The organism is Aliiglaciecola sp. CAU 1673 (assembly GCF_029223185.1).
GTDB lineage: Bacteria > Pseudomonadota > Gammaproteobacteria > Enterobacterales > Alteromonadaceae > Bowmanella.
The window spans coordinates 286,377-312,639 of sequence record NZ_JARHUG010000001.1 but is presented as its reverse complement, the minus strand read 5'-3'; the positions used below and the strand labels follow the sequence as shown (position 1 = coordinate 312,639).

Sequence of the window (26,263 nt, the reverse complement as noted above, 5' to 3'; positions counted from 1 at the left end):
TTGAACTCTTTATTATTCCCTGGACGCTCTTTCAGATTGTGTGTGACTTGGGTGCTTTGCTGCCTGACTTGTGCATCATTGGCGCAGGCGGAAAACGCCCCGCACACTGCAAACGAAATTCAGACGATGGCGGCATTGCAGACTGCCAAACAAGACCTCATCAGCAGACAAGCGCTGAGTCAGAGTCTCGAGAATACGGCCTACGACAAAACACTATCAGACACAGAAGGTAATCAAACCCATATGCGTTTTGACCCTGCTCAGCCGGCGGATACACGCTGGCGTGTTGTGTCGGTCTCCGGCAAATCATTGGCCGACGTCAACTTACCCAGTCCCTTTGTGCTGACACCCGCCATAATCGATACCTTAAAGTTAAGCTTCTATGAAGAGGAGGCAGACTACTGGGTATTTAAGGGCGATATGGACCTCTACACTTCAGCCGCTAACGATGAAAAGCGCAATGACGATGAAGAACCGGACAGTAACTTTGACGAGTATCTCGTTGCCTTTGTGCGAATTGATAAGCACACAAACCGCTTCTGCAGAATGAGCTTTACGAATCTGGACCCTTTTCACCCAAGTACGCTGGCAACAATCAAACGTTTTGTGATTGATACCTGGTATGAACCTTTAGTGGCTGACGGCCCGTTGATAGCCAGAAATATTGAACTGACCATTTCCGGGCGTTACGGCTTCATGTACTCCTTTGAAGAAGGCATCAAACAACAGATTGAGCTCATTCATTAATGGGGGGGTAACGCCATTCAGCAAAGAAGCCGGCAAGCGCTGATATCGCCCTGTATGAATCAAAAAAGAACGGTCGTAATCAAGCGGCCGCCAATAAAGCCTCGATGGGAGCCTGCCACTGCGGGACGCAGCTTGAATGATTGGCTGGTTTTGCCATTACAAGACCCGAGTAGCGTATGGGATTTGAATCAAGGTTGCTGCTTCAGTGACTCTGAGTTTTTGATTCCCTGCCAGTTGTCCGTTCGATTCAACAACTCTTACCCCATGATCGCATGGTCCAAACTAAATCTTTTTTGGGAGGCTTGAAAAGTAGGGTAAAATTGTCGTAACAAATGACAAATTGCCACTTGGAGTTATCCATGGCACATCCAGCCGCTAAAACCCCAAAAAAAGACGGCGCTAAGTTCATCCCCAAAATGGAAAACTATGAAACCAGTTTGGCTTACGAGGGCATGGCCTTAAAACAAGAGGATCGCAATAAGTCTATTGCCGAGCTTCGTCGCAAATATGCGCGATAAGTACGGCGCCGAACAAGATCCTTATTGTTATCCCGGTACCACCATCCTTATCAATCTCCTTGATTTGCATAATGATAAGGAATTGGCACAGGCCGAAGCGGCCTTCACCGCAACCCAACGATTTTTCTTTGAACAACTGCTCTTTACCCTAGGTCACGACATCACCTGGCCCAAAATCTCGAAGGACGTATGGGTCTCGGCTTATATCGCCGGATACAATGGAAACCTGCAACCACTAGCCGATATAATCAGGCAGGTTGTTGATTTTTAAGAAACATTTAACCAATTTCGCGGCTGATATTTCTCTACTGGGTGAAATTAGAAATAACGATACTGCGCCAAAGGCATCCCGCTTTGTTCTACAAAGGCATTGGAACTATTGATAGCACTCTCATTCTCGGCCAGCCACTGCTCGCGCTTGGCACTGGTGATGGCTTGTCGAATACCTACTTCAGCGGATTGCGACAGATTGATGCCCAAAGCCTTAGCCTCAAGCAATACTGCTTCGCTGATCGAAAGGTCGGTACGCTTTTTCGGCTCCGACGATTGGCTGCTAGATAAGGGCATCTGACCCCCAAGGCCTAAAAAAACTATACACAATCATATTTCACATACGATGCACACATTGGCCTGGCACTTCCGTAATATTGGTCTATCAGTAACGGTGAACATATTAGCGTCTTTCTACCTGCCTCTGTAATCCCTCAGGTTAATCACATTTTCGCCACCGACACCTTGCTCACTATGATTGTCAGCAATCAACGCTACGCAATACTCAAACAACCGCTGTAGCGGAATAAACTGCTCTTTACGTTGTTTTTGCCGTCTGATTTGGGTGTTCAGGAAAATAGCCAGTTCTAATGCCAAGTCCGGCGTTACTCGTGAAAGTTTTCGATCGCTCAAGGTATCGGTTACCCAATATCCGGCATCGCTGATATGAGCATTGATACTAAGGTCCGTATTCCTCACCCACTCAGCTTCTAACTGGATATCTGAAAGATCACTTAGCAACAACGCTATCTCACTGGTAGGCAGCAAACGAAATTCTTCCAGCGTCTCCGCCATTACTGCCTGCCATTGCATTTGCAATATCGGCGTGAGTTCTTGTAGCGATAAAGGCTCCTGCACAGGCAGGAAAAACGTAAAGCGACTATTGGCTTCACAGGCAACAATGGTCTTTTCAAAAGACCGATAACGGTTGTCGATAATATGCACCTGCCAACTAAAGATGTTGGCATCGGATGACAGGCTGTTCACCCCAGCTTGCTTACCTTGCTCGGCAGGTAGCCGTGGGAGATCTGCCCTCAACCATTTATTGAGCGCATTGGTGGCGGAAAATAACAGTTTCATTCGATTTGTACTTCTTTTGCGGATAATTTTTGGAACATGCGATCTGTCACTACTTAACCCCAAGGATCCAAAACCCGTACCTCAATATGCTGGAAATCCTGGAGATTGCGGGTCACCAGGGTCAGGCCATGGACCAGTGCGGTGGCGGCGATCATGGCGTCCCGTTCGGATTTGGGATTGGGGATATGTAGCTTGGCGCATTGCAGGGCGACGCTGGTGTCTACGGGAAGGATACGGCCGGAAAAGGCGGTTAACACATGAGATTCGAACCAGGTCCTTAGCACTGCCGCCTGCCGGGCGTCCTTTCTGGCCTTTTGCAGAATCCCCATTTCGATTTCCATAACGGTGATGGCAGAGATAAATAAACTGGGGATGGCCTGGCGGCTCGCCCATGCGACCACGGCTGGATTGGCCGACTTCGACCTGGCCTTACGCAATTCGGACACCACATTGGTATCAAGCAGAAACATCAATCCAGATCCGCTGCAGTGATCCCGCTGCCACTGAGCTTATCCGGCTCAAAATCGATCAGATCATCAGGCATGGCAAGCAGATCCACTATGGACTGCCCGCTATGGGTCATCTGCTGATACTGGTCAATGGACAATAAGATATGGGATACCCTGCCCCGCTCGGTAATCTGCACCGGCCCGCTTAAGGCGGCCCGTTTGGCCGAAGTGGGATCCTGATTGAATTCCCTGCTGGTAAAGGTACGCATGGCGCTCGCCCCAATGTAGATACATAACTACATAATTATCGACCGATTCCACTACTTTGCAACTGTTATAAACAAAGAGGGGCTGCAAATGCGCCCTTGTGTTTGAATTGGTTCGAGATCTGACTTTAACGGCTTCTAGGCCTTGATCACTCTATCAGGCATGTATCAAGTGCTCAGCTTTGCTTGTAATCTGACTTAATGTGGTTTGGCAATCGTGCAGGATACATCTTCTTCAGCCCTTCAATGGCACTTTCATAGCCATCAAAGGCGACTGGTTCCAGGTTGACTTTTCCTTTTTCGATTACATATAGGTATACGAAATCATCCAATGAATAATTCAATAATTCCTCAGCAATACTCAGAGCAGCGGGAATATGCCTTTCTGACGATTCAATTTCCTCAATAGAAGAACCAACACAGCATATTAGGACAGCACCTCTAGCACCGTTCTTTCGCGCCAAAATGGAAATCGAATACTTTTTATCAATCCCACTCTTTTCAACATATGGCAGTAAATATCCCTTAATTGCGGGCCCCAACTTCGCAGCATAGATTTCATCAAGGAACTTAGTGCTGGCCCAGCCCCCTAAGAATACTGCTATTCCTATTAAGGCATCTAACCCTGTAAGAAAGGCAGTAGGGCGGAGATTTATCGCTATAGTGGAATCATTTGTACACGGATACTCCTTCGCAATTTCTCCAATCAAATCGCCGACTGGAATAGCCACTTCCTTTAAGAAACTGTTTTTCCCAAAAACAAGATATCTTTCAGAAACTTCAATCACTGTTCGGTTCCTCTCTTTAGATAATCCAGCATTTTTTGGCTGGTTTGGAGCACAGCGAAAACAAGTCCTACAACATGCTCTCGTTAGATTCTCTATGCTGTATCAGTGTCCGCTTTGGGCGGATAAGAGGTCAACTTTGCAAGATATGTAGGCAAAAACCACTCCCTGACCAGTTCTTCGTACATATTTGATAGATTAGTCAGCCTATGCCAGATGTAGTCAGAGCAATATGTTATAAACTTTTCAGAATCCTCTTCTTTAATGCCTCGATGCAGTTTTTCCTTAAGTGCTATAAGCTCTGTATGGCTCCATTCCATTGGCTTCCAAAATTCATGACCAGACCATATATCTTGTCTTAATGCTATATCAACAAAGTTCTTGAGCATGTTGATTGCGTATTCAAGAGGTATAATATTGGGCATCGCAGCCTTACCTTGCATACGCAAAATTTCTTTCAGCTGATAGTTAAATAACGAGAATGCGCCATACATTTTTGATCGTTTTCCATAGACTCTCAAAGATACAAGCGCATCTTCATGATTCATAATCTCATTAGCCATTGGGATGAAGATCGTTTTTGTTCCTTTGGATGCATAATCTGGATCCTCAGGTATGAGCACCTTGTCTATGTAATCGTTGAGACAAACAAAAAAAGCCCTTTCAGAGTTCGTATCAACTAAAATCAATAAAACTGGAATTGCGATACCCATTGATTGAATTGTCAAAATATCAGACATATCAAGCTGAAACTTAGCAACCTCGATTTCCGTGTAATCCTCCTTGTCCTCGTTTAATTTACCCTTCGCTACATTTCCCCGGCTGTACACTTTTCTGGTCGCGTACTCAATACAATCAGAGGACTTCAGCTGAACAAAGAAGTTTTCACCAAGCGTTTCTGCAGTCTTTTTTTCTTCATCAATAAAGTCAAAAAGCTCAATTACACAATCAATGCCGTAGTCAGCCCCATAACTGTGAACAACCCATTCTAGTGGCAGTTTCTCCCGCAAAACCCTGATAGAGATGTCTTCTTTTACCTGGTTTAATGACCTCTGTTTTCTAGGCACAAAACATCCTTAAAACCTAACAGCATTATTAATGCTGCCGCGCAAGTTCACTATCCTTGAAAGATAGATTACCTTGCAAGATAGCAAAGTCTATAGCCCGTGTTAGCTCAGTTACGCCTATCCAAGTTTCAGCGGCCATCTGTGAAGCAGATGGTCCGTCTGGAAACCTTTTACTTACAGATAGAGAAAAGGGCGGGAGGCAGTGTCGGGTTGGCCTTCGCAGACCTTCCACAGCATGGATGCTGTGGCAGAGACTACATGGAAGTACTTGCGTCGTGTCTGCGAAGGCCAATCTGGCGCTGCCTTTTGGCTTGTTTATTTGGCTGGTATGCCAAGACGCTTTGCTAAGCGGTTAAGAGATCCTGAGATGAACTCAGGATGACGGTTTCAGTTAAGGGCGACGGGTTGTGGTGTTTTCTGATAGAGATCCCGAAACGAGTTCGGGATGACGGTTGGGTGTTTCGAGATGACGGTTATACCCGCCCAACCCAGCAGACAACACAAACAAAAATGCCCTCGATTAAGAGGGCATTTCACGTCAATTCTACCGTTATAGTCTAAGCTTATCCAGGTAACTATATTACTAAAAAAAACTGACTTTTTAGGCTATCGGTAGGTGTCCGTAGCCGGGCAAGAACAAACCAAATTCCGATCCCCAAACACATCATCAATACGATTAACGCTGGGCCAGAACTTATTGCGCTTCACCGCTTCGGCCGGGTAGGCGGCCAGATTGCGGCTGTAGCTGCGGTTCCAGTTGTCGTCGAGGATATCGTCCAGGGTATGCGGGGCGTTATGCAGTGGGTTGTCAGTGTCGTTCCACTCGCCGCTTTCTACCTTGGCGATCTCTTCGCGGATGCTGATCATGGCGTCGCAGAATCTGTCCAGCTCGGCCTTGGCTTCGGACTCCGTGGGCTCAATCATCAGCGTACCGGCTACCGGGAAGCTCATGGTCGGCGCGTGGAAGCCGTAGTCGTTCAAACGCTTGGCCACGTCCATCTCGGTCACTCCTGAGGCTTCCTTGATATCACGCAGATCGATAATGCACTCGTGGGCCACACGGTCATTACGGCCACGGTACAGCACCGGGAAATGGCCGGACAGGCGCTTGGCGATATAGTTGGCGTTAAGAATGGCCACTTCGGTGGCTTTCTTCAGGCCTTCGCCGCCCATCATCTTGATATACATATAGCTGATAGGCAGGATGCTGGCGCTGCCGAACTGGGCGGCAGATACCGCACCGTTGTTACGGCCGGTGCCGTCAATCGCCACTACAGGATGGTTAGGCAAAAAAGGCGCCAAATGGGCTTTTACGCCGATAGGGCCCATGCCGGGGCCGCCACCGCCGTGGGGGATACAGAAGGTTTTGTGCAGGTTCAGGTGCGACACGTCAGAGCCGATGGAGCCTGGGCTGGTCAGGCCAACCTGGGCGTTCATATTGGCGCCGTCCATATACACCTGGCCGCCGTGCTGGTGCACGATGTCACAGACCTGACGGATGGTTTCTTCGTACACGCCGTGGGTAGACGGGTAAGTCACCATAATACAGGCCAGGTTGTCGGACACTTCCTCGGCCTTTTTCTTCAGATCTTCCAGGTCGATATTGCCCAGCTTATCGCAATCCACTACAACCACTTTATAGTTGATCATCTGCGCCGAGGCCGGGTTGGTACCGTGGGCGGAGCTTGGGATCAAACACACGTTACGGTGACCTTCATTGCGGCTTTCGTGGTACTTACGAATGGCAATCAAACCGGCGTATTCACCCTGGGCACCGGAGTTAGGCTGCATAGACAGCGCATCGTAACCGGTGATTTCAATCAGGGCTTCGCTTAGCTCGTTGATCATCTGCGCATAGCCCTGGGCCTGATCCACAGGGGCGAAGGGGTGCAACTTACCAAACTCGGGCCAGGTCACCGGGATCATCTCGGCAGTGGCGTTAAGTTTCATGGTGCAGCTACCCAAAGAGATCATGCTGTGGTTAAGGGCCAGGTCTTTGTCTTCCAAAGACTTGATATAACGCAGCATCTCGGTTTCTGAGTGATAGCTGTTAAACACCTTGTGGGTCAGGATCTCTGAGGTACGTACCAACTCGGCCGGAATAGACTGGCTGCCTTCGGTGGTCACTGTGGCATCCAGGGCGTCGATATCCAGCTTATGGCCTTCACCCAAAAACACATCAAACAAGTCGAGCACATGACAGCGGGTAGTGGTTTCATCCAGTGCCACGCCCAGCATACCGTCGAGATCCACCCGCAGGTTAATGCCCTTGGCCAGGGCGCGCTGCACGATGGCGTCTTTGTTATCCACTTTGACGGTGATGGTGTCAAACCAGGTGGCGTTGGCCAGGCCCAGGCCTTTTTGCTTAAGACCTAAGGCCAGGATGTCGGCCAAACGGTGAATACGGCTGGCGATGGTTTTCAGGCCCTTGGGACCGTGGTACACCGCATAGAAAGAGGCCATATTGGCTAACAGTACCTGCGCGGTACAGATATTGGAGTTGGCCTTTTCGCGGCGGATATGCTGCTCACGGGTTTGCAGGGCCATACGCAATGCAGGCTTGCCGCGGGTATCCTGAGATACGCCGATAATACGGCCAGGCAAGGAACGCTTATGCTCATCACGGGTGGCAAAAAACGCGGCGTGCGGACCGCCGTAGCCCATGGGTACGCCAAAGCGCTGGGCGCTACCGAGCACCACATCGGCGCCCATTTCACCAGGGGATTTGAGCAGCACCAGGCTCATAATATCGGCGGCCACGGCGACAATGGCTTTGCTGCCTTGCAGGTTGGCAATCAGGGTCGACAAATCGGTGATAGCGCCGGTGGTGCCGGGGTATTGCAGCAGGGCACCGAATACATCGTGCTTGTCGGCGTCCATGGCCGGACCTACGGCAATCTCAAAGCCGAACATTTCAGCGCGGGTCTTGACCACATCGATAGTCTGCGGATGCACGTCATCGGCAATAAAGAACAGGTTGCTCTTCTTGTTCTTGGACACACGCTTGGCCAGGGCCATGGCTTCGGCGGCGGCAGTACCTTCATCCAGCAAGGAGGCAGAAGCCAGTTGCAGGCCGGTCAGATCCAGGGTCATTTGCTGGAAATTCAGCAGGGCTTCAAGGCGGCCCTGGGCAATTTCCGGCTGATAAGGGGTATAGGCGGTATACCAGCCGGGATTTTCCATCACGTTACGCAGGATCACATTGGGCGTCAGGGTATCGTGGTAGCCCATACCGATATGGGTACGGAAAATCTGGTTTTTGCTGGCCACGGCCTTCAAATTAGCCAGGGCCTGTGCTTCTGTCTGGCTCTCTCCGGTTTTCAGCGGCTCGGCCAGGCGAATACCGGCCGGCACGGTCTGCTGAATCAGGTCATCCAAAGAGGTGGCGCCCACTTCCTGCAACATGGCGGCGATTTCGCCTTCACCCGGTCCGATATGACGACGAACAAAGTCCTGCTTTTGTTCCAGTTGTGACAAGGAAAGATTGGTCTCAGACATAATGCGTAAATTCTCGGTTGAAAAAAGAAACCCTGAGAAGTCAGGCTCAGGGTGTGATTTCAGATGCAAAAAAGGGGCGGGGTGTTAGCCCGGCCCCTTTTCGTGCCATTAATCTTCTTCGATGCTGTTCTCGTACTCTTCGGCGGTCATCAGCTCATCGAACTCGGCCGGATCTTCGGCCTTAACCTTGAACAGCCAGCCGTCACCGTAAGGGTCGCTGTTAACCTGCTCCGGGGAATCTTCCAGCTCTTCGTTGACACCTACCACTTCGCCAGTGATGGGGGTATACACATCAGATGCAGCTTTAACCGATTCGGCCACCGCCACGTCGTCACCGGCGCTGACCGCACTGCCCACTTCAGGCAGTTCAACAAACACCATATCACCCAGCAGTTCCTGGGCGTGCTCGGTAATACCGATAGTGAAAACGCCGTTACCTTCGGGACGAACCCACTCATGGGAGTTGGTGTAACGCAATTCAGCTGGGATGTTGCTCATTGGGAATCCTCTTTATAAATGGGGTCAGTATGGATTTATGCACCCCATTGATATTTTTTACTATGGAGTAAATCTATTTAGATCCTGACCCCATTTACTTTTTCAGGGATCAGAATCTGAAAGGTTACCCCTGACTCTGACCCCATTTTTTTTACTGTTCGACTTTCTTACCGTTACGCACGAAGCTGGGTTTGACCACTTTTACTGTAACCCACTTTTTGCGCATTTCCACTTCGGCGGTATCGCCCGTGCCAGCGGGGACGCGGGCCATGGCAATGCTGTAACCAAGAGTCGGTGAGAAGGTACCTGAGGTAATCACGCCCTCGCCAGCTGAGGTCTTGACGGTCAAACCTGAGCGCAGCACGCCCTTCTCTTCCATTACCAGACCAACCAGCTTCTCTTTGCCGCTGCGATTATATTCTTCTACCGCTGCGCGGCCGACAAAATCACGATCTTCAGGCAACCAGCTGATGGTCCAACCCATATTGGCCGCCAGAGGAGAGGTATTCTCATCCATATCCTGGCCGTACAGGTTCATACCGGCTTCTAAGCGCAGGGTATCGCGGGCACCCAGACCACAGGGCTGAATATCGCACTGCTTGAGACGATCCCAGAAACCCGGGGCTTGCTCGGCAGGCACCATAATCTCGTAACCCGCTTCACCGGTGTAGCCGGTGGTGGCAATAAACAAATCGCCGGCCTGTACACCGAAAAACGGCTTCATATCGGCTACGGCAGCAAGCTGCTCGTCGCTTAATAAGGTGGCAACCTTTTCTTTGGCGTTGGGGCCTTGCACGGCGATCATGGCCAGATCAGGCTGTTCTGTGATGGTCACCTCAAAGCCCGCTGTGTGGCTCATCAACCAATTCATGTCTTTTTCACGGGTGGCGGAATTCACCACCAGGCGGTAGTCGTCATCGGCGAAGAAATACACGATAAGGTCGTCAACCACACCGCCCTGCTCGTTAAGCATGCCGCTGTACAGGGCCTTGCCCTTGACCTTGAGCTTATCCACATCATTGGCCAGTAAATGGCGCAAATAGCCTTTGGCACCTTTGCCTTTGACATCGACGATGGTCATATGGGATACGTCGAACATACCGGCATCGCGGCGCACCGCGTGGTGTTCTTCAATTTGGGAGCCGTAATTGATGGGCATCTCCCAGCCGTGGAAATCCACCATCTTGGCACCGGCTTCGAGGTGTTTGGCGTGGAGCACTGTCTTGTTGGTCATGGTTAGCCCTTGGCAAGAATAAGTGGCCCAAATTATAGGAGCAGCACAAGACTGCAACAAATTGGAAATATAAATGGATAGATTACATTTTGTTATGTATTTTGACGGGTAGATTAAGGATGCTGATGGAGCTACGAGCTACGAGCTACGAGCTACGAGCTACGAGCTACGAGCTACGAGCTACGAGCTACGAGCTACGAGCTACGAGCTACGAGCTACGCAGAGTATGGAGGTCTTTTGATATATGCAATTTCTTTACTGTATTACTGTGATCTGCTCGCAACTCGAAGCGAAGCGGGCTCGTCACTCGAAACTAAAAAATGAAACAACTCTCACTGGATAACTTAAGAGCCTTTGTGGCGGTGGTGGATCTTGGCGGTTACGCCAAGGCCGGCGACTATTTGGGTCGCTCGCAACCGGCGATCAGTTTGCAGATAAAACGCCTGGAAGAGCAGTTGGGCAAAAAGCTGTTTAATAAGGCCGGGCAGCGTCAGTTGGTCAACGCCGATGGTCTGGCACTTTATCAACATGCTGTGCAGATACTGTCCCTGAACGACGATATTTTCCGCCAGTTTGAGCAAACCCCCTTAAGCGGCCAGCTGCGTTTGGGCTTGCCCAGCGAATTTGCCACCAGGCTGTTACCCAGCATTATTGGTGACTTTAATAAAGCCTATCCGGATGTGACCCTGGAAGTCACCTGTGAGTTAAGTAAGCATTTACTGCAAGCAGAGCGACGTAAGCAATTCGATTTGATTCTGGCGCTGTCCGATGAGCCCCGCCAAGACCAACCCGAGATGCTGTTAAGTGATGAGCTGGTGTGGGTAGCCAACCCAAACTACCGCCCGGAAGAAGACAAATTAGCCCTGGTGGTGGCGCCCACCGGCTGTATCTACCGCAAACGCGCCCTGGAAAGATTACAATCGGCCGGGCGCTCCTGGCGCATCAGCTATACCAATGCCGATATTGGCGGGATAACGGCCGCACTGAAGGAAGGCCTCGGGGTGACCGTCCTTGCCCGCAGTACCCTACCGGCCGAACTCGCGGTGCTTAAACACAAGTCCCTGCCGACACTCGGACAGGTAGGCATCAACCTCTACATTCAGCCCGGTAAACATCGTCAGGCCAGCGGCAAGTTGGCGGAGTTTATCCGTTCGCGCCTGGGCTATCTTATTGCCTGAGAAATTTGTCAGATAATTTAGGTCCCTGAAGCCAAGTTGTGATTGTCGTATAACGCAAAGCTGGCTATCTTTTGAAGCACAGACCATTCCTCTTGTAAGGTTTGGTGAAGCCGCTGCAACAGACATGCCGCTTCAAAATGCCTATCTTCCTGTAAGTAGAGAAGGTTTTCCTTGAAAACAATTTGTGGTTCTTTGGGATTACTCGCAGGCTTGTTAAGCCCGTTATGTACCGCTCATCAGAAGACGCCGACCGAGCTTTTTGATCTTTCTCTTGAAGATCTGCTTGATATTCAGGTGGTTACCTCAAGTCGGCGGGAACAGGTATTAGCCGACGCGCCTGGCATTTTGTCAGTGGTGACCCGTGAACAAATCCAGGCCTATGGCGTTACTGATCTGGCCGATGTGATTGAGCTTGCCCCCGCAACCTTAACCACCGGTACCTATATGTTTCCGGTGGATGCGGTCTCTGTGCGCGGCAACATGCCAGGACAATACAACACCCATGTGCTGATCCTGCTGGATGGTTATCCACTTCGCGAAATGCAAAACGGCGGTGCCGACCTGGCGGTGCTCAGAGCCTTCCCCATTCACCAAATCCAACGGGTGGAATTTATCCGCGGCCCTGGTTCAGTGCAATATGGCACCAATGCCTTTGCCGGGGTGATCAATATTATTACCACGCAAGGTCAGGGAGCTTCCAATAGCCTGGCTCTGGCCAAGGGCAATGAAGGTGCCGGCTTGTTGCGTTTATCGGCTGGTGATCAAGGTGCCAATTGGTCAGCCCAACTTGGCTTACAATATTTCGCCGATGACCAGAAGCCGTTAACCGCCACCGATGAGGCTGGTAACAGCTTCACCCGCCAATTCGACCAACAGAATCTGGGGCTTCATGCCAAGTTGCAGTGGCAGCATTGGCAGCTTGCCTACCTCTATACAAGGAATGAATCAGGTCATCTTGGTACCTTGCCACTTGCCAGGTTGTTCAGTGATGATGCCAGCATTGAAGCCGAGCGCCACTGGTTTAATGTGGGTGGCCATGTGCCTTTGTGGCAGGGGGAGATGACGTTGGCACTGACTTACAACGGTATGCACAACCAATACGTTAATCCCGGCCCACAGCCCAGCTATATGGACAGCGATGACTGGCAGCTGGAAGCCAGTTGGCAACGTCAATTGACTGAGCAAACCCAGCTGATAGCGGGCTTGGAGTGGCAACAAAACAGCGGTGATTCCGCTGGTGTGCATGTGCGCAATGGTGCCGTTACTATCGTGCCTGAATATGACGCAACACATAGCCGCGCCTTCCTCGAGCTGACTCACCAATGGCACGCCGATTTGACCCTGGTTGGCGGCATCCAGTGGAACAAACCAGAGAAATCAGACGGACATTATTCCGCCAGGCTGTCGGCCAATTACAAGCTGGATCCCCATTGGTTTGTGAAATTGCAGTTTGCCGAGGCTTATCGTGCGCCGTCGCAATTGGAACGCGATATCGCCTTGCAGGGTGTAGTCATCGGCAACCCCAATCTCGAGCCCGAAACTATTGAGACCTGGGACTTACAACTGGGATATCAGCGTAAAGATGTTTTCTCTGCCATCACCCTGTTTCATAGCAAGACTGACGATTTAATTACCCGTGCTGCTGCACCAAGGCAGACGGCCAGCTATTTCAACCTCGGTAGCCAGACCTTCAAAGGCTTTGAGTGGGAAAACATTTGGAATCTTGCTGACAGCGGCCTGCGTCTGGAAGGGTCATGGAGCTACCAGCAAAACAGCCAGGCCGGGATGGATGGTGACAATATCAGCAATATGCCAAGGCACTTATTCAAAGCCGGCATCAACTATCAGTGGGATCACAATCTGTCTTTGGGAGTGCATTACTTGCTGGCGACGGCTTGGAGCGAGCCTGAAGGCGCCACCGCGCGTAATCCTTCTCCCGGACAACTGGACAACTTGCGCGCTCAACTGACTTACAGTGTGAATGAGCACCTGCAGTGGTGGATTTCCGTTGAAAATGCCTTAGATCAGCTGTGGTGGCAGCCAGAAACCACGCGCCGCCAGGTCAATACCCTGCCTTACTATGAGCAAGGCAGCCAGTGGCTGGCGGGCCTGCGTTACCGCTTCTAAGGCTGACGCAAATCGTTGGCTGGGGTCCTGGCAACCCAGAGTAAGTTGGCCGTTACTACCGCGATGGCCACCAGCGCCAGCACAAAGCAATAAAACACATTGGGGATAATCACCAGCGGTGACAGGCCAAAGCTCGCTCCCAGCAGCAACGCCTGGGCACCATAAGGGATGAGTCCCTGTACGATACAAGAGAAGATATCCAACAGGCTGGCACTGCGTTTGGGATTAATTCCGCCATGCTCGGCCAGTTGCTTGGCGGCCTCACCGGCGACAATAATGGAGACGGTGTTATTGGCCACACACAGGTTGGTCAGGCTGATAAGCCCGGCAATGGCCAGGCTGTGCCCGGCCTGGTTTTGCCTGGACAGTGCCTTGGCCACTTTGGTGACACCGCGCACCAGATAATCCAAGCCGCCCTGACGACGCATCAACTCAGACAGCCCGCCAATCAGCATCGACAGAATAAAAATCTCCTGCATCTGGCCAAAGCCGGTGTAGATATCCTGTGCCAGGCCAGAGACCGCATAGCCGGCCTGCCAAAAGCCCACCAACACCGTGGCCAGCATGCCAAGGCTAAGTACCACAAACACATTGAGCCCGCTTATTGCCAGCCCCAGTACCAATAAATAAGGCAAGGCTAACCAAGGATTGCCTGCAGCTACCGGCAGCTCAGCGGTGGGCGCACCGGCCTGGGCAAACAGCACCAGGGCAATCAGTGCTGCAGGCAGGGCAAAACGCAGGTTTTCCCAAAACTTATCACGCATCTGACAGCCCTGGGTGCGGGTGGCAGCAATAGTGGTGTCGGAAATAATCGAGAGGTTGTCTCCAAAGATGGCGCCACTCATGAGCGCGCCGGCCACCAGCGCCGGCTCGATACCGCTGGCCTGCGCCACGCCAAGGCCGATTGGCGCCATGGCTGCCAATGTGCCCATAGAGGTACCCATGGCGGTGGCCACAAAGGCACTGAGAATAAATAATCCGGGTAACAGGAACTGGCCAGGGATCAATTGCAGACCCAATGCTACGGTCGCGTCGACACCACCGGTAGCCTTAGCCACCGAGGAAAAAGCACCGGCCAGCAGATAGATCATGCACATGGTGATGATATTGCTGTGGCCTGCCCCTTCAATAAATTGTTCAATGGCTTTATTCAGCGGTGCCCGACTCAGCCACACCGCCAGCACAATGGCGGGCAGGGCGGCAACAGGTGCGGGCAACTGATAAAACGCATAGTCCACCCCTTGCCATTGAAAATAGAGACCGGCGCCAAGGAAGAAACTGAGGAAAACCAATAGGGGCAGAAGCGCCAATAAGCCGCGCATCGAAGAAACTGAAGACAAGGGGAAATACCTTTTGGACATTTAGACGTCCAGAAGCATATATCTCCACATAAAATCTAACAAGAAAAATTTCCTCAGTGACGTGATTTGCCTTATGTTCGCGAAAAAATAAAAGAGTAAGGACTATGAAGGTTATTGAAACCAACCGCTTGTTATTGCGCCCCTTTACCTTGGAGGATGCGGCCGCGCTGAACCGGGTAAATCGCAATCCCGATGTGATGCGGTATATCGGCAAGGTAGAGGAAGACGCAGCAGCTACTGCTGCTTATTTGCAAAAAGGGCCGTTGGCCGACTATCAAAAGCACGGCTTTGGTCGCCATGCCTGTATTCACAAGGCTAGCGGCGAGCTCATCGGTTTTTGTGGCCTTAAATATCTGCCCGAGTTGGATGAAGTGGATGTGGGTTATCGTCTGCTGCCCGAATATTGGGGCCAGGGATTAGCCGCCGAGGGTGGTGAAGCGGTAATGGCATTTGGCAAACAAGAGTTGGGGCTTAAGCGCATTATCGGGATTGCCATGCCGGACAATGCCGGCTCTATCCATCTGCTGAAAAAGCTTGGACTTGTGTATGAAGGACGCATAGATTATCTCGGTGTCGATTGTGTGAAATATGCCTGGCAAAGTGCGCCGTAACGCATAAGCTCAGGATAGCAAGCAACAGATGGACCGCCCGCCAACCATGCCAAGGCTAACCAGCAAACAACCCAAAGAGATAAGTACCCCCTTGGTGCTATTGATGACCTGCTGGGCGCTGATAGCAATGCCTTCGTGGGGCGACACATTGACCTGGGGCGTGGTCAATTACCCACCTTTTGATATTACCCATGGGCCCTACGCTGGCGAAGGTGTCAACGACAGGGTGAGAGCCTTTTTACAAGAGCGCATGAGCGGCTATGAACATGCCGAGGTCGTCGCCCCTTTGCCAAGGGTGCTGCAGGAAATCCACCAGGGCAAGCCATGGTGTACGGTGAGTTTTTTCGATAACCCACAGCGCCGTGAAATCGGTTTGATGTCGCGCCCGGTGATGTTTCACTTGCCACATAGCATTCTCGTTCGCCGCGACAAAGCAGAGCAATTAAGTCTGTCAGGCGACCCCATTTCTCTAGCCAGCCTATTGAACGAGAAAGTCTTCACCACCAGCACACTTCGCCAGGCGGCCTATGGTGAAAATATTGATAAGGTGCTGGCTGGCGCCCCTTCGCTATATGCCTATGGCGATCCGGCACAAGGCATACAAATGTTACTGGCGGGACGCATCGACTTTTTGGTGGAGAAGCGCTTACCGGGTTTTTATATGGCCATGGAAGAAGGCAAGCTGGAGGAACTTGTCGCCCTCCCCTTTGCCGAGTCCGGCCCTATCGGTATCGGCAGGATCCTATGCCCTCATTCGAAGTGGGGAGAAGAGGTGATTGGGCTCATCGACACTATCCTTGCAAAGAATGTTTCGTCGCAGGCTTATCGCAGCATCATTGAGGCCTGGCAACAATCTGAAGGCCTGGACATTATCCGTGAACAGTACGATCAAATCATGCTCAAGTAGTTGGTTTGATCCGCAGTTATCAGTAGGATAGGAGTGTGAAGTAGGGAGCAAAAACATGTCCGTCAAATCTGTTCGTTGGTCGGTTTTTATTGCGCTAAGCAGTCTGATTTATTTCGGTAACCTGCATCTGATTCAACCCAGTAACCTCAAAGTGGATTGGATAGCGCTCTCCATGCTGCTGGATTTGGTGGTTTGGGTCCCCCTGCTCTACTACTTTTTGCTGATGCGTCAGCGTTTGGCGCCTGCGCTGTTAATGCGTCCCCTGGTCATGGCTGGTGTACTCTGTTGCTTATGGATGACGCCACCAGGCAGTTTCCTGGAGCCGGTAAAAAGTAGCTACCCCTATGTGCTGGCGGGATTAGCGAGTTTGGCGGCAACCTATACTCTCTTTACCTTTACCCTTGCCTGGCATCGTAGTCAGGCCCTGAGTGGTGAGCCCAGAGTGGCCTATCTGGCTGAAGCGGTAGGCGGTCGTTTCGGCCTGACGACCTGGCTGCAGTCAGAGTGGCTGGCGTTTTACTATGCCCTTCGTGGCTGGGGACTGAAGACCTCAGCCGATAATCAGACCAGCTTCAGCTACCACGTGAAAAGTGGCGCCGTTGGCCTGCTCATCGGTAGCTCCTTGTTCCATATTCCCGGTATTATTTTCAGCCATATTATTTTCCATCACATATCGCCCCTTATCGCCTGGTTACTGACCGCAGGGCATTTATACACCATGTTCTTAACCCTCTCCCAAGCCATGGCTATTAAACACCGGCATATTCAACTTAGCGATGAGGGTATGCTTCTGCGTTGCGGTTTGCTGTTCGATTGCCAGATCCCCTGGCAGCAGATAGACAGTGTTTCTCGCGTGGCCATGGGCTGTGAAGAAAAGGCCCCTGATTTACTCAGAGCCTATATGCTCGGTCATGTGAACCTGGAAGTTCGCCTTAAGTCTGCACAGAAAGTGTCGCTTTTGGCCGGTATTAGCAAACAAGTGACACGCATCCATTTAGGGCTGGACGACCCGCAGGCCTTTATTCGCCGTTGTGAAGAGCATCAGGCAGATTAGACGGGGACTTTTAAATTAAGCGCTTGCGGCACTATCTCTACCAGCGCAGGGGTGGTGCCGAAAAACTCGCCGTCGGCTTCGATGGGTAAATCCGCGGTGGGAATGTCAAAGCAGCTGTCCTGCCAATATTCCACCGCTTCTGCTGCCAAGTGTTTACCTTTGAAGATTTTGCCAAGGTAATAGAGTTTGGTCAGCAGGCTGGTTTTACCCACCCAGCAGCAATCCAAAAGCCCATCGCCGATATCGGCCTTAGGCGCAATCTGCATACCACCGCCAAAATAGCGACCATTGGCAAAAGTCAGCATAAAGGCCTCGGAGCGCCGGTGTTGGGTGGCGGATTGCAGTTCAACCATCTGCTCTTGATAGCGAAACAGATTTCTTAAGGCCGCCAGCAGATAACGCATTTGGCGAAACCGCCGGGGCTGCTGGTCATAAAGTTGGGCGACAATATCGCCGTCAAAGCCGATACCCAGTACATTGGCAAAATAGCGCTCATTGCAACGCCCCAGATCGATACGCTGCACCTTATCGCCAAGCACCACGGCCAGGGGATCATCGCCTTTAGCATAGAGGTTTCTGGCAAAGTCATTGCCGCTGCCGCAGGGCAAAATCCCCAAACGGACATCAGAGCCGGCCAGCATATTCACCATCAGATTGATGGTGCCGTCGCCCCCCAGCATCACCCAATCCGAATAGTCGCTGACGCATTGCTGCAAATGGCGCTGATTAGCCAGTTCATTGGCATCGGTTTCGAAAATATCAAAGGCAATGTCGCGCGCTTGAAGCTGCTCAGTTAGTCGGCGCAGATAGTGATTCTTCTTATCGCTGGCCAGTGGATTAACGATAATCAGGTACTTGGTAGCTACGGCAATGGGCATCAACAGTAAACGACAGGTTGAAATCTGAGGCTAGTCTGCGGGAATTCACCTTGGTGTCAACGTTTGGCTGCGAAAATCTAGCCAATCATCAGGGAAGCAACAACTACCAAAAAGGTTTACCAGTCATGCCGTGATATTCGATTAGCCCTATCTTTTTTCAGACAACCAACCTGGGCAAAAAGAACCGCGCTGGGTAAATTGGTCAATGCGATTTCGAGCAAAGTGGGCGGTGAGTACTAAACATGTTGATGCAATACATAGTCGCAACCGGCGTATTGATAAGCGTACTTTTCGCCGTCATTTTTTATAAATTGTATCGCCTGGAAAAGGCATATTTAGGCGCATTGCTGGTGGCGTCAATGCAAGCAATCGACTTTGCTTTGATGCTAGTTCCATCCACTACGGCCTGGGTGAATGGCCTGCAACTGCTGATGTATGGCAGTTTTTATCTCTTCGGTCCTTTACTGTGGGGCACCATAAAAGGCGTTATAGCCCCTAATCAAGCAGAAAATAATAAGCTCAATATTCACCTGCTCTTGTCTATTGCGATGGGGGTATGTGTCGCGCTGCTAGCCACTTTCCTGGATGCCACTGATGAAATTACTGCGGGAATCTTGAATACCTTGTCAGCCCCAATACCTATGTTGGTGCTGACCGGCTATTTAGCCCACGGGTTAAAACAGGTATTGATCACTTGCCCGGCCCATAAAGGACTGATATCGAGCCTGTTGTTATTCATTATGTTGAATATTGTTTGTGTTCTGCTGCATGGACTAATAACCCTATCGGTACTGGACGATATTTGGCGGATATATGTTCCAGCAGTGTACGCCATTGCCCAGTTGCTATTTTTTATTTCGCTGGTGGGCAACTCAAAGCTCATAGCCTTTTCAGCCAATTGGGCTGGTGAGCAAGACAACACTTCATCAGAACTAACCTCACCTCCTATGCCGGCCTCTGAGAATCAGCGTCTGGATAAATCGGCACGTATTCTTCTGCTTGAAGATTTGAAACAGCTGATGGAGCAGGAAAAACTGTACCGCCAATCGGGACTGAAAATTTCAGATGTCGCCAACAAAATGGGTATCGGTGAGCATTTATTGTCAGAAACCATAAATAAGGAAACCAACCAGTCTTTTCAGCACTGGATAAATGAGTATCGAATTGGTTATGCGTTGGCCTGTTTACAGATGCAACAGCGCGGAAACCTTATTGATATCGCCTTCGATGCCGGCTTTGGCAGTAAAGCCGCGTTCAACCGTGCATTCAGAAAAGTGACAGGTTCAACACCATCACAGTGGCGTCCCGCTTAATAAATATTTGTCTCACATCCTGATATGTGACGAGCTGGCCCGAGGATTCAGGTACAAACAACACTTTCGTTGTTTGTGGGGTCTGCTATGGATCGACGTCGTTTTCTTAAAATCTACTTTACCTGCACCGCCGCGATTGCACTTCCAACGCTCCGCCCCTGGGGAAAGCTAAGTGCCGCAGAGGCAATTGACACTTCCCTGCTTGAGAGCCAGCCCCGGGGCAACCTCACATCATTTATTCAAATTGCAGCGTCGGGTGAAGTCTCACTCTTTATCAATCAGCAGGAAATGGGACAGGGAGTTCGGACCAGCATTGCCCAATTGCTGTGTGAGGAACTGGATTATCCTCCAGAGCAGGTCACCTTGATACAGGCTCACGCGAGTGCAGGACACTTTGGCACGCAACTGACAGGCGGAAGCGGGGCAATAAGACGCAGTTGGATGCCGATGAGAAAAGCCGGAGCCGCGGCAAAACTCATGTTACGGCAAGCGGCCGCATTAGCATGGCAGGTGGATGTTGCTCGCTGTGAGGCACGAAATGGCAAGATCTGGTTAGAGGGAACAGAAGAATCGCTTGGCTATGGTGATTTAGTGGCTGTTGCCGCGGGCTTGCCAGTCCCCGAGGACCCTCCTTTGAAATCTTCGAAAGCGTTTCGGTATATCGGTCACTCAATCGGAAACCTGGACGCAGAGCAAATCGTCAGTGGAAAAATCCACTTCGGTGCTGATGTCAAATTGCCAGGAATGAGATATGCGGTATTGCTGAGAAGTCCTACGCTAATGGGGACAGTGGATAAGATCTTAAACCCGAATGTTTTGACAGAAGCGATTGACTCCTACATTCAATCGCCACAGCCCTTAACGGAAGAAATGCCACAAACACGAGAAGCGGTGGTGTTGACTGGGCCACATCTATGGCCTCTGCTAAAGGCTAAAAAGGCTCTTCAGGTAAAATGGCATAGCGGGGAGGTGCATTTTCAGGACTCCTTGCAGCAGCAACAGGCACTAATAGAGAAAACCACTCAGGCTGGCGTTCAGGTGCGCAACCTGAATCGTACCCTCTCGCCAAATGAGGCGGATCTGGTGGCAACTTACTACACCCCCATGCAATACCAGGCACAACTTGAACCCATGACCAGTACGGTGCTGATAAGTGGGAACAAACAACAATGCACGGTATGGGCACCGATTCAGTGGCCGCAATTTATGCAAAAATCGGTGGCGACATTTCTGGGGATTTCAGAGGCAAATGTGCTGGTGCATCCCATACGCATGGGAGGATCATTCGGGCGCAAGTATTGTGATGACTTTGTGATTGAGTGTGTGGCAATAGCCCTAAAATATCCCGGCACCCCGGTTCAGGTGCAATGGACCCGTGAAGATGACATGCAATGTGGTGGGCCACAAATACCCTGTGCTCATTTGCTGGCAGCCCGATTGGATAATAAGAACCGAATAAGTGACTGGTTGCATCGTATGGTGCAAGCATCAACAAGCGTCACCACGCCAACAGCCGACGCCTGGCAGGCGGAGCATGGTCAGGTTCCACTGCCCTATGAAATTGAGAATATCTCCTGCGAGTTTAATGCCATACCCGGTGATATGGACACAACGGCCCACCGGGCCGTCTTTTATCCGACCAACGCATTCGCCATCAACAGCTTTTTAGATGAAGTCGCACGCAAACTTAATGTAACAACCATAGAACTGCATCAAGAGTTGCTGTCACGAAAACCCCGACTGGATTTTGCCGATTGGCACACCACATTGCCTGAACATCTGGTATTCAAGCCTGAGCGGCTTCAGGGCGTGATGAGTACGTTGGAGTCTTTTGCCTCCCCCAAACCCAACAATCATGGCAGAGGATTTGCCTTGCAGAGGGCCATGTTTAGCTACGTGGCTGCGTATGTTGATGTCAAGATCAATGCGGGAGAACTGCAGGTAACAGATGTCTACTGTGTGATTGATTGCGGCCGGGTGATCAACCCTGATGGTGCTCGTGCCCAAATAGAAGGTTCGCTGATTTGGGGACTATCCACAGCGCTGTTTGAAGAGCTGACCATGAAAAATGGTGTCATCGAGCAACAAAATTTTCATCAGTATCAGGTTGCCAGAATGGCGCAGATACCCAGACTACACATTCGTTTTGTGGAGTCCGAGATTGACCCTACCGGCCTTGGCGAACCTGCAGTGACGGTCATGGCACCGGCCCTGGCCAATGCTGTATTTGATTTAACCGGACAACGTATCCGCGCACTTCCGTTAATGAAGTATTTCGATAAGGCGGGGTAGTTGCGAGTCCGAAGTTGTTTGTTCCTCGCTTTCGACTGAATAGTGACAACTTCCCCAATTGCGCGCTACTATTTGCAACAAACAAGGACTGTTGCCGCAGCTTCACTTTAAACCACTTGTGGCCTGTTCTAAAAAATCCAATCAATATCTTTCAGGATGAATGATGCGTTACAGGTCTATGCTCGCTTTCGCCTTATTGCTATCCAGCACTGTAATTTCTATGGTTTTGGACTTTGCGTTCTTCGCGAAGATTAGCAACGCACCGTCAGCGCTTATACAACAAACTCAAATAAGACAAAGATTGACATAAATTAATTTCATAAAAAGAGATTATTCATACATTTAAAATCACTCACATTAGTCAATGCAAAATATTTTCAGCAAGATTCAAAACAAACATGGATTGCCAGCATGTATAAACGAATAACAGGTGCTTTTGCTTTATTGGGAATGATTACCCCAGGCTTTGCAGCGGGTCACATTGATTATTTAAATGTTTTTGGTAATACAGTAATTTTCTCAACAAACGCATCCAAAAACACTACAAGTCCTAGTTGTGTTGCAGTAGAACATCAGGATAACTGGGCAGTGTCTCTGCAATCGGAAAATGGAAGGGCTGTATATTCGCTACTAATCACAGCCATGGCAGGGAAATTACCTATCGACGTAATCAGCGCTCAGGATTGCGCCGACAGTGATGGTATTGAGAGGCCAAGCAGTGTAGTTTTAACTCAACTAAATATACCAAGCAGTAGTGTAGTAAAAAATATTCAGCTATATAAAAATGATGGCGAAACCCTTGTTGGAAGAGTAATAGACTTCAACGATAAAAATTTCACCCTTGTTTATCTACCTCCAGGCGAAAACTACAATGTCAGCTTTTATAAGCCTCCTGCCGTATCTCCCACATTATATTATCTTCAGCCTGATTGTTTAGGAACACCTTATACTTTTGGGGGGATGCAAGTATTTTACACTCCTGGATTCAATGATAGCCGATACTTTAGGACCGAAGGTAGCAACCAATTAAATACTTTTCATTCGTCTCGAACCAGTCCAGATATTTGCGAAAATATCACCCCAAAAGACCAGTATCTTTTTAAAGTGGACTTTAGCTACTACGAAGACAATACATGTGGCGCTGCCCCCTGCGTAATAAAAGAAGAATAAATGCCTTGGAGGCCGGATGTTAAACCTCAAGTGTGCAGTTTTATCTGCGTTATTGATATTAGTAACCCCCTATTGTTTTGCGGCAGCCAAAGTTACAGCAATTCAAATTGATGGGCCTATTCTGCTGTTCACAATGGATGAAAGTAAAAGCGACACCACACCGGATTGTGTTGAGCAAGGTAACGAAGAGCTATGGGGCTTTGATCTCACTCAACCTCAAGGAAGAGCAGCTTACATACTCTTGTTAAGTGCAGTCAGTTCACAACTTCCTGTGGAAGTCATCACCACTGGAGCCTGCCTGCCAGGAATGGCTGTTGAGCAAGCCCTGAGCCTGTATTTCACTGGGGAATCCCAACCATGAGAATGTCTTATTCGGCTACCAGTGGTGGATATTGCCTGACTCGCATAGTTACAGGCCTGATTTTGGCAGGCTTCCCCTGTTCATCAGCAGTAGCCAACACATCCTCGTGGCTACCACCTTTGACTTATTACCTACTCGAAAACGGTAATATAAATCAAGCACCGCAATTGAGTGATGACGCGTTTGATGTCTTTGAAGACCAGTCAACCTTGCTTGATGTGCTTGCCAATGATCAGGATCCGCAAGGCGACTCCCTGAAGTTGGTATGGCTTGGTGCACAGATTGGCACGGCGCAGATTACTTCTGACAATCAAATCCAATATCAGCCCCCTGAGAATTTCTCCGGGCAAGAGTTAGTTATCTACCGTGCAACGGATGGTAAAGGAGGCACTCAAGAAGCTCAGGTAACAATTACCGTCACCCCGGTTAACGATGCCCCAGTCGCCCAGCCCGATAGCTTCGAACTTGCCAGTAGCGGCACGCTCCATACCTTGGATGTGTTGGCTAACGACAGTGATATCGACGGCGACTCGCTGCATATTACAGCAGCCCAAGCCACCTTAGGCGAGGTGAGCATCAGCACTGACAATAAATTGTTGTATCGCTTGGGTTCCGCTTACCGCGGTGTCGATACCATTAGCTATAGCATCAGCGATGGTGACCTAAGCACAGCTGGCACGGTAAATATATCCTTAACCCCGGTTAACAATGAAGGCCCCAAGATCATTGGCCAGCAAGATATCTTCGGGCAGGAAGATATTGCCTTTACCATCAATGTTGAGCATCTCTCAATTGAAGATCCTGATAGTACAGCATTCAACGTGACATTAATGGCTGAAAGCGGGCCAAACTACCGTATCGTTAACGGCAAAGTGCAACCGAGCAAGGATTACTTTGGGACTGTACTTGTCCCGGTCAGCGTCTCCGACGGCTTACATCAATCCCAGGTCTATTATGCCAGTATTACCTTTGAAGCCAGCAATGATGCCCCCCGGGATCCTGCTCAGATGCGTTGGCCGGTAGATGAGGATGCCAGCACAACATTGAATTTTAGAGCCATGTTCTACGATCCAGAGGCACAGGCGAACCCTGAATTACTGGAAGACTTTACTTACCAGTTGATGGATACCTCATTTGTGCCACTGGTCAATGGACGGACAGCTCACGGCACCCTGCTGCCGGCAGTGGGCAGAGATCATGGTTGGTTTACCTATAAGCCGGATCCTGGATTTGTCGGCTCTGACGCCATCTTCTTCTTTGTGTATGACGAACTGGGGGCTCGTTCCACTCGCGGCGATCTAATATTTGATGTCAACGCGGTACAGGGGCAAGCACCGAAAATTCAGGGGCAGAGAAGCTTACAAATGGACGAAGAGGCCAGCTTAACCTTACAGGTAAGTGATTTTCAGATCCTTGACCCGGACAGCAGCAGCTTCACCCTATCGGTAAACCCACAAGGAACCAATTACTCGGCGCAAGGAAACCAAATTACCGCCAAGAAAGACTTCTTCGGCCAACTTAGCGTACCGGTGCGTGTATTTGACGGCAAAAACTGGTCTCCCGAATTTGGCGCAGTCATCACGGTTAACAATATCAATGATCCTCCGCAAGTCTTTGACTACACACTGACGGTTGAACGAAATCAACCCTCATCTGCTGTGCACTTTCGCACTGGCATGATGTACGACCCGGATGCCAAACAGGATGGCTCACTACTGGATCAATTCAGTTACCAGTTTGTCACTCAACAAGGAGTCTCTGACGGCAGGACCGCGCACGGCCAAATCTCGCAGGTTACCAATATGCCCCATGGAGTATTTAGCTATCAGCCGGACACCGATTATGTCGGGTTGGATATCGTCAATTTCTGGGTAACCGATGAGCATGGACTGCAATCGGAACAAGGCACCATTACTTATAAAGTGTTAGATCTCCAGGGGCCGGTAACTCCGCCTGAGGCTGTTGATGTGACTCAAGATGGAGATACCTTTCACATCAGTTGGCCAAAGTCCCCTTATGGGCAAGCTGCACAGGTACGCTATCAGGTAAACATTGCTTTTAATGGTGGACAGAGTCAGTTATTGACTCAAACCTTTGATACCAAGATCACGCACAAAGTTGAACAACAAGGCACCTATCAATTCTTGGTGGCTACCTGCTTGTTGGAAAGTGGTACAAGATGTTCCACCTTTACGCCAGGGGGATACTTTACCTATCCGCAAGGCATGCCTAGCGTGGAGCAATTCGAGTGGATTCCAGCCAAGGTCAAAGTAGGCCAACCCACCACCTTTTATTGGAACATTCTGAATGTAAACGGATGTACGGCCACTACCGCAGGCAACGGTGCCAATCCCGAAAGGCAGGCGACAGGTGAATCTGGACCTTGGGTATACTTCGAGACGGGCTCACATACCAGTAAGTGGTATTGTACCGACCAAAGCGGCAACCGATATCCCGCCAGTGGTTATCTGGAGGCAACTCGCACAGTCGAAGGCCTCGGAGCACCTGTTTTAAACAAGAAGTAATAGAAAGTTGTGCCTTGGTATTTGCCAAGGCTGTACAACAAAGTCCTGCAACAGCTTTGCAAGGCTGACTTGAG

General features: G+C 50.2%; 24 protein-coding genes. 13 read left to right on the top strand and 11 right to left on the bottom strand.

Annotated features, from left to right (window positions below; translation table 11 throughout):
* The 3 genes from P2G88_RS01245 (at window position 1) to P2G88_RS01235 (ending at window position 1,536) form a co-directional block, all read left to right on the top strand.
* A complete protein-coding gene (locus P2G88_RS01245; protein WP_275793787.1) occupies window positions 1-747 on the top strand; it encodes a hypothetical protein in 747 nt (248 codons plus the stop codon).
* A gap of 359 nt (window positions 748-1,106) precedes the next feature.
* On the top strand, window positions 1,107-1,265 hold the full coding sequence (locus tag P2G88_RS01240; protein ID WP_275793786.1) for a hypothetical protein: 159 nt from the start codon (window positions 1,107-1,109) through the stop codon (window positions 1,263-1,265).
* Window positions 1,255-1,536: a hypothetical protein gene (locus P2G88_RS01235; protein WP_275793785.1), complete on the top strand. Its 282-nt coding sequence runs from the start codon at window positions 1,255-1,257 to the stop codon at window positions 1,534-1,536. The genes P2G88_RS01240 and P2G88_RS01235 overlap by 11 nt, the downstream gene beginning before the upstream one ends.
* Window positions 1,537-1,583: 47 nt before the next feature.
* Here the strand turns inward: P2G88_RS01235 and P2G88_RS01230 are convergent, their stop codons facing one another.
* The 9 genes from P2G88_RS01230 to gcvT all read right to left on the bottom strand — a co-directional run bounded on the left by P2G88_RS01230 (window position 1,584) and on the right by gcvT (window position 10,412).
* Window positions 1,584-1,832 (bottom strand): type II toxin-antitoxin system CcdA family antitoxin, encoded by a 249-nt coding sequence (locus P2G88_RS01230; protein ID WP_275793784.1) that lies wholly within the window; start codon window positions 1,830-1,832, stop codon window positions 1,584-1,586.
* A 117-nt stretch (window positions 1,833-1,949) separates the two neighbouring features.
* Window positions 1,950-2,615, bottom strand: a complete 666-nt coding sequence (locus P2G88_RS01225) for an amino acid adenylation (RefSeq protein ID WP_275793783.1) — start codon at window positions 2,613-2,615, stop codon at window positions 1,950-1,952.
* A gap of 53 nt (window positions 2,616-2,668) precedes the next feature.
* Window positions 2,669-3,085, bottom strand: a complete 417-nt coding sequence (locus P2G88_RS01220) for a type II toxin-antitoxin system VapC family toxin (protein WP_275793782.1) — start codon at window positions 3,083-3,085, stop codon at window positions 2,669-2,671.
* Window positions 3,085-3,333, bottom strand: coding sequence for a type II toxin-antitoxin system Phd/YefM family antitoxin (locus P2G88_RS01215; RefSeq protein WP_275793781.1), 249 nt, complete (start codon window positions 3,331-3,333; stop codon window positions 3,085-3,087). Before P2G88_RS01215 ends, P2G88_RS01220 begins: the two co-directional genes overlap by 1 nt.
* A 173-nt stretch (window positions 3,334-3,506) precedes the next feature.
* Complete coding sequence (locus P2G88_RS01210) at window positions 3,507-4,118, bottom strand: hypothetical protein (protein ID WP_275793779.1); 612 nt, start codon at window positions 4,116-4,118, stop codon at window positions 3,507-3,509.
* 92 nt (window positions 4,119-4,210) lie between these two features.
* Complete coding sequence (locus P2G88_RS01205) at window positions 4,211-5,182, bottom strand: DUF4365 domain-containing protein (RefSeq protein WP_275793778.1); 972 nt, start codon at window positions 5,180-5,182, stop codon at window positions 4,211-4,213.
* Window positions 5,183-5,788: 606 nt separating this feature from the next.
* Window positions 5,789-8,680, bottom strand: coding sequence for an aminomethyl-transferring glycine dehydrogenase (gcvP, locus tag P2G88_RS01200; protein ID WP_275793777.1), 2,892 nt, complete (start codon window positions 8,678-8,680; stop codon window positions 5,789-5,791).
* A 108-nt stretch (window positions 8,681-8,788) separates the two neighbouring features.
* Window positions 8,789-9,178, bottom strand: a complete 390-nt coding sequence (gene gcvH / locus P2G88_RS01195; protein ID WP_275793776.1) for a glycine cleavage system protein GcvH — start codon at window positions 9,176-9,178, stop codon at window positions 8,789-8,791.
* Window positions 9,179-9,329: 151 nt separating this feature from the next.
* The gene (gcvT, locus tag P2G88_RS01190) at window positions 9,330-10,412 is read right to left on the bottom strand and encodes a glycine cleavage system aminomethyltransferase GcvT (protein ID WP_275793775.1); all 1,083 of its coding nucleotides are present in this window, start codon (window positions 10,410-10,412) and stop codon (window positions 9,330-9,332) included.
* A gap of 320 nt (window positions 10,413-10,732) precedes the next feature.
* On the opposite strand from gcvT, the gene P2G88_RS01185 reads away from it, so the two are divergent.
* Together P2G88_RS01185 and P2G88_RS01180 are read left to right on the top strand one after the other, a co-directional pair.
* A complete protein-coding gene (locus P2G88_RS01185; RefSeq protein WP_275793774.1) occupies window positions 10,733-11,590 on the top strand; it encodes a LysR family transcriptional regulator in 858 nt (285 codons plus the stop codon).
* Between the two features lie 171 nt (window positions 11,591-11,761).
* On the top strand, window positions 11,762-13,717 hold the full coding sequence (locus P2G88_RS01180; protein WP_275793773.1) for a TonB-dependent receptor: 1,956 nt from the start codon (window positions 11,762-11,764) through the stop codon (window positions 13,715-13,717).
* Here P2G88_RS01180 and P2G88_RS01175 read toward each other — a convergent pair.
* The gene (locus tag P2G88_RS01175) at window positions 13,714-15,078 is read right to left on the bottom strand and encodes a Na+/H+ antiporter NhaC family protein (protein WP_275793772.1); all 1,365 of its coding nucleotides are present in this window, start codon (window positions 15,076-15,078) and stop codon (window positions 13,714-13,716) included. The two genes, P2G88_RS01180 and P2G88_RS01175, sit on opposite strands and share 4 nt — an antisense overlap.
* 104 nt (window positions 15,079-15,182) lie before the next feature.
* On the opposite strand from P2G88_RS01175, the gene P2G88_RS01170 reads away from it, so the two are divergent.
* The 3 genes from P2G88_RS01170 to P2G88_RS01160 are packed head-to-tail and all read left to right on the top strand — an operon-like array spanning window position 15,183 to window position 17,650.
* Window positions 15,183-15,689, top strand: coding sequence for a GNAT family N-acetyltransferase (locus P2G88_RS01170; RefSeq protein ID WP_275793771.1), 507 nt, complete (start codon window positions 15,183-15,185; stop codon window positions 15,687-15,689).
* 28 nt (window positions 15,690-15,717) lie between these two features.
* Window positions 15,718-16,596, top strand: coding sequence for a transporter substrate-binding domain-containing protein (locus P2G88_RS01165; protein ID WP_275793770.1), 879 nt, complete (start codon window positions 15,718-15,720; stop codon window positions 16,594-16,596).
* A 55-nt stretch (window positions 16,597-16,651) separates the two neighbouring features.
* Window positions 16,652-17,650: a hypothetical protein gene (locus P2G88_RS01160; RefSeq protein ID WP_275793769.1), complete on the top strand. Its 999-nt coding sequence runs from the start codon at window positions 16,652-16,654 to the stop codon at window positions 17,648-17,650.
* Here the strand turns inward: P2G88_RS01160 and P2G88_RS01155 are convergent.
* Window positions 17,647-18,528, bottom strand: coding sequence for a diacylglycerol kinase family protein (locus P2G88_RS01155; protein WP_275793768.1), 882 nt, complete (start codon window positions 18,526-18,528; stop codon window positions 17,647-17,649). The genes P2G88_RS01160 and P2G88_RS01155 overlap by 4 nt on opposite strands.
* 359 nt (window positions 18,529-18,887) lie before the next feature.
* On the opposite strand from P2G88_RS01155, the gene P2G88_RS01150 reads away from it, so the two are divergent.
* From P2G88_RS01150 to P2G88_RS01130, 5 genes are all read left to right on the top strand, one after another.
* On the top strand, window positions 18,888-19,841 hold the full coding sequence (locus P2G88_RS01150; protein ID WP_275793767.1) for a helix-turn-helix transcriptional regulator: 954 nt from the start codon (window positions 18,888-18,890) through the stop codon (window positions 19,839-19,841).
* Between the two features lie 87 nt (window positions 19,842-19,928).
* Complete coding sequence (locus tag P2G88_RS01145) at window positions 19,929-22,133, top strand: molybdopterin cofactor-binding domain-containing protein (protein WP_275793766.1); 2,205 nt, start codon at window positions 19,929-19,931, stop codon at window positions 22,131-22,133.
* A gap of 411 nt (window positions 22,134-22,544) precedes the next feature.
* Window positions 22,545-23,303 carry a hypothetical protein gene (locus tag P2G88_RS01140; protein ID WP_275793765.1) on the top strand — a complete coding sequence of 253 codons (759 nt, stop codon included), beginning with the start codon at window positions 22,545-22,547 and terminating at the stop codon, window positions 23,301-23,303.
* Between the two features lie 16 nt (window positions 23,304-23,319).
* A complete protein-coding gene (locus P2G88_RS01135) occupies window positions 23,320-23,664 on the top strand; it encodes a hypothetical protein (protein ID WP_275793764.1) in 345 nt (114 codons plus the stop codon).
* Window positions 23,661-26,189, top strand: coding sequence for a tandem-95 repeat protein (locus P2G88_RS01130; RefSeq protein ID WP_345798865.1), 2,529 nt, complete (start codon window positions 23,661-23,663; stop codon window positions 26,187-26,189). Before P2G88_RS01135 ends, P2G88_RS01130 begins: the two co-directional genes overlap by 4 nt.
* The last annotated feature ends 74 nt before the right edge of the window (window positions 26,190-26,263 follow it).

What these genes read in the sequence shown, in the direction of transcription:
- P2G88_RS01240 (WP_275793786.1), top strand. Translation starts at nt 1,107, where the DNA reads ATGGCACATCCAGCCGCTAAAACCCCAAAAAAAGACGGCGCTAAGTTC.
- P2G88_RS01235 (WP_275793785.1), top strand. Translation starts at nt 1,255, where the DNA reads ATGCGCGATAAGTACGGCGCCGAACAAGATCCTTATTGTTATCCCGGT.
- P2G88_RS01230 (WP_275793784.1), bottom strand. Translation starts at nt 1,832, where the DNA reads ATGCCCTTATCTAGCAGCCAATCGTCGGAGCCGAAAAAGCGTACCGAC.
- P2G88_RS01225 (WP_275793783.1), bottom strand. Translation starts at nt 2,615, where the DNA reads ATGAAACTGTTATTTTCCGCCACCAATGCGCTCAATAAATGGTTGAGG.
- P2G88_RS01220 (WP_275793782.1), bottom strand. Translation starts at nt 3,085, where the DNA reads ATGTTTCTGCTTGATACCAATGTGGTGTCCGAATTGCGTAAGGCCAGG.
- P2G88_RS01215 (WP_275793781.1), bottom strand. Translation starts at nt 3,333, where the DNA reads ATGCGTACCTTTACCAGCAGGGAATTCAATCAGGATCCCACTTCGGCC.
- gcvP (WP_275793777.1), bottom strand. Translation starts at nt 8,680, where the DNA reads ATGTCTGAGACCAATCTTTCCTTGTCACAACTGGAACAAAAGCAGGAC.
- gcvH (WP_275793776.1), bottom strand. Translation starts at nt 9,178, where the DNA reads ATGAGCAACATCCCAGCTGAATTGCGTTACACCAACTCCCATGAGTGG.
- gcvT (WP_275793775.1), bottom strand. Translation starts at nt 10,412, where the DNA reads ATGACCAACAAGACAGTGCTCCACGCCAAACACCTCGAAGCCGGTGCC.
- P2G88_RS01185 (WP_275793774.1), top strand. Translation starts at nt 10,733, where the DNA reads ATGAAACAACTCTCACTGGATAACTTAAGAGCCTTTGTGGCGGTGGTG.
- P2G88_RS01175 (WP_275793772.1), bottom strand. Translation starts at nt 15,078, where the DNA reads ATGTCCAAAAGGTATTTCCCCTTGTCTTCAGTTTCTTCGATGCGCGGC.
- P2G88_RS01170 (WP_275793771.1), top strand. Translation starts at nt 15,183, where the DNA reads ATGAAGGTTATTGAAACCAACCGCTTGTTATTGCGCCCCTTTACCTTG.
- P2G88_RS01165 (WP_275793770.1), top strand. Translation starts at nt 15,718, where the DNA reads ATGGACCGCCCGCCAACCATGCCAAGGCTAACCAGCAAACAACCCAAA.
- P2G88_RS01160 (WP_275793769.1), top strand. Translation starts at nt 16,652, where the DNA reads ATGTCCGTCAAATCTGTTCGTTGGTCGGTTTTTATTGCGCTAAGCAGT.
- P2G88_RS01155 (WP_275793768.1), bottom strand. Translation starts at nt 18,528, where the DNA reads ATGCCCATTGCCGTAGCTACCAAGTACCTGATTATCGTTAATCCACTG.
- P2G88_RS01150 (WP_275793767.1), top strand. Translation starts at nt 18,888, where the DNA reads ATGCAAGCAATCGACTTTGCTTTGATGCTAGTTCCATCCACTACGGCC.
- P2G88_RS01145 (WP_275793766.1), top strand. Translation starts at nt 19,929, where the DNA reads ATGGATCGACGTCGTTTTCTTAAAATCTACTTTACCTGCACCGCCGCG.
- P2G88_RS01140 (WP_275793765.1), top strand. Translation starts at nt 22,545, where the DNA reads ATGTATAAACGAATAACAGGTGCTTTTGCTTTATTGGGAATGATTACC.
- P2G88_RS01135 (WP_275793764.1), top strand. Translation starts at nt 23,320, where the DNA reads ATGTTAAACCTCAAGTGTGCAGTTTTATCTGCGTTATTGATATTAGTA.
- P2G88_RS01130 (WP_345798865.1), top strand. Translation starts at nt 23,661, where the DNA reads ATGAGAATGTCTTATTCGGCTACCAGTGGTGGATATTGCCTGACTCGC.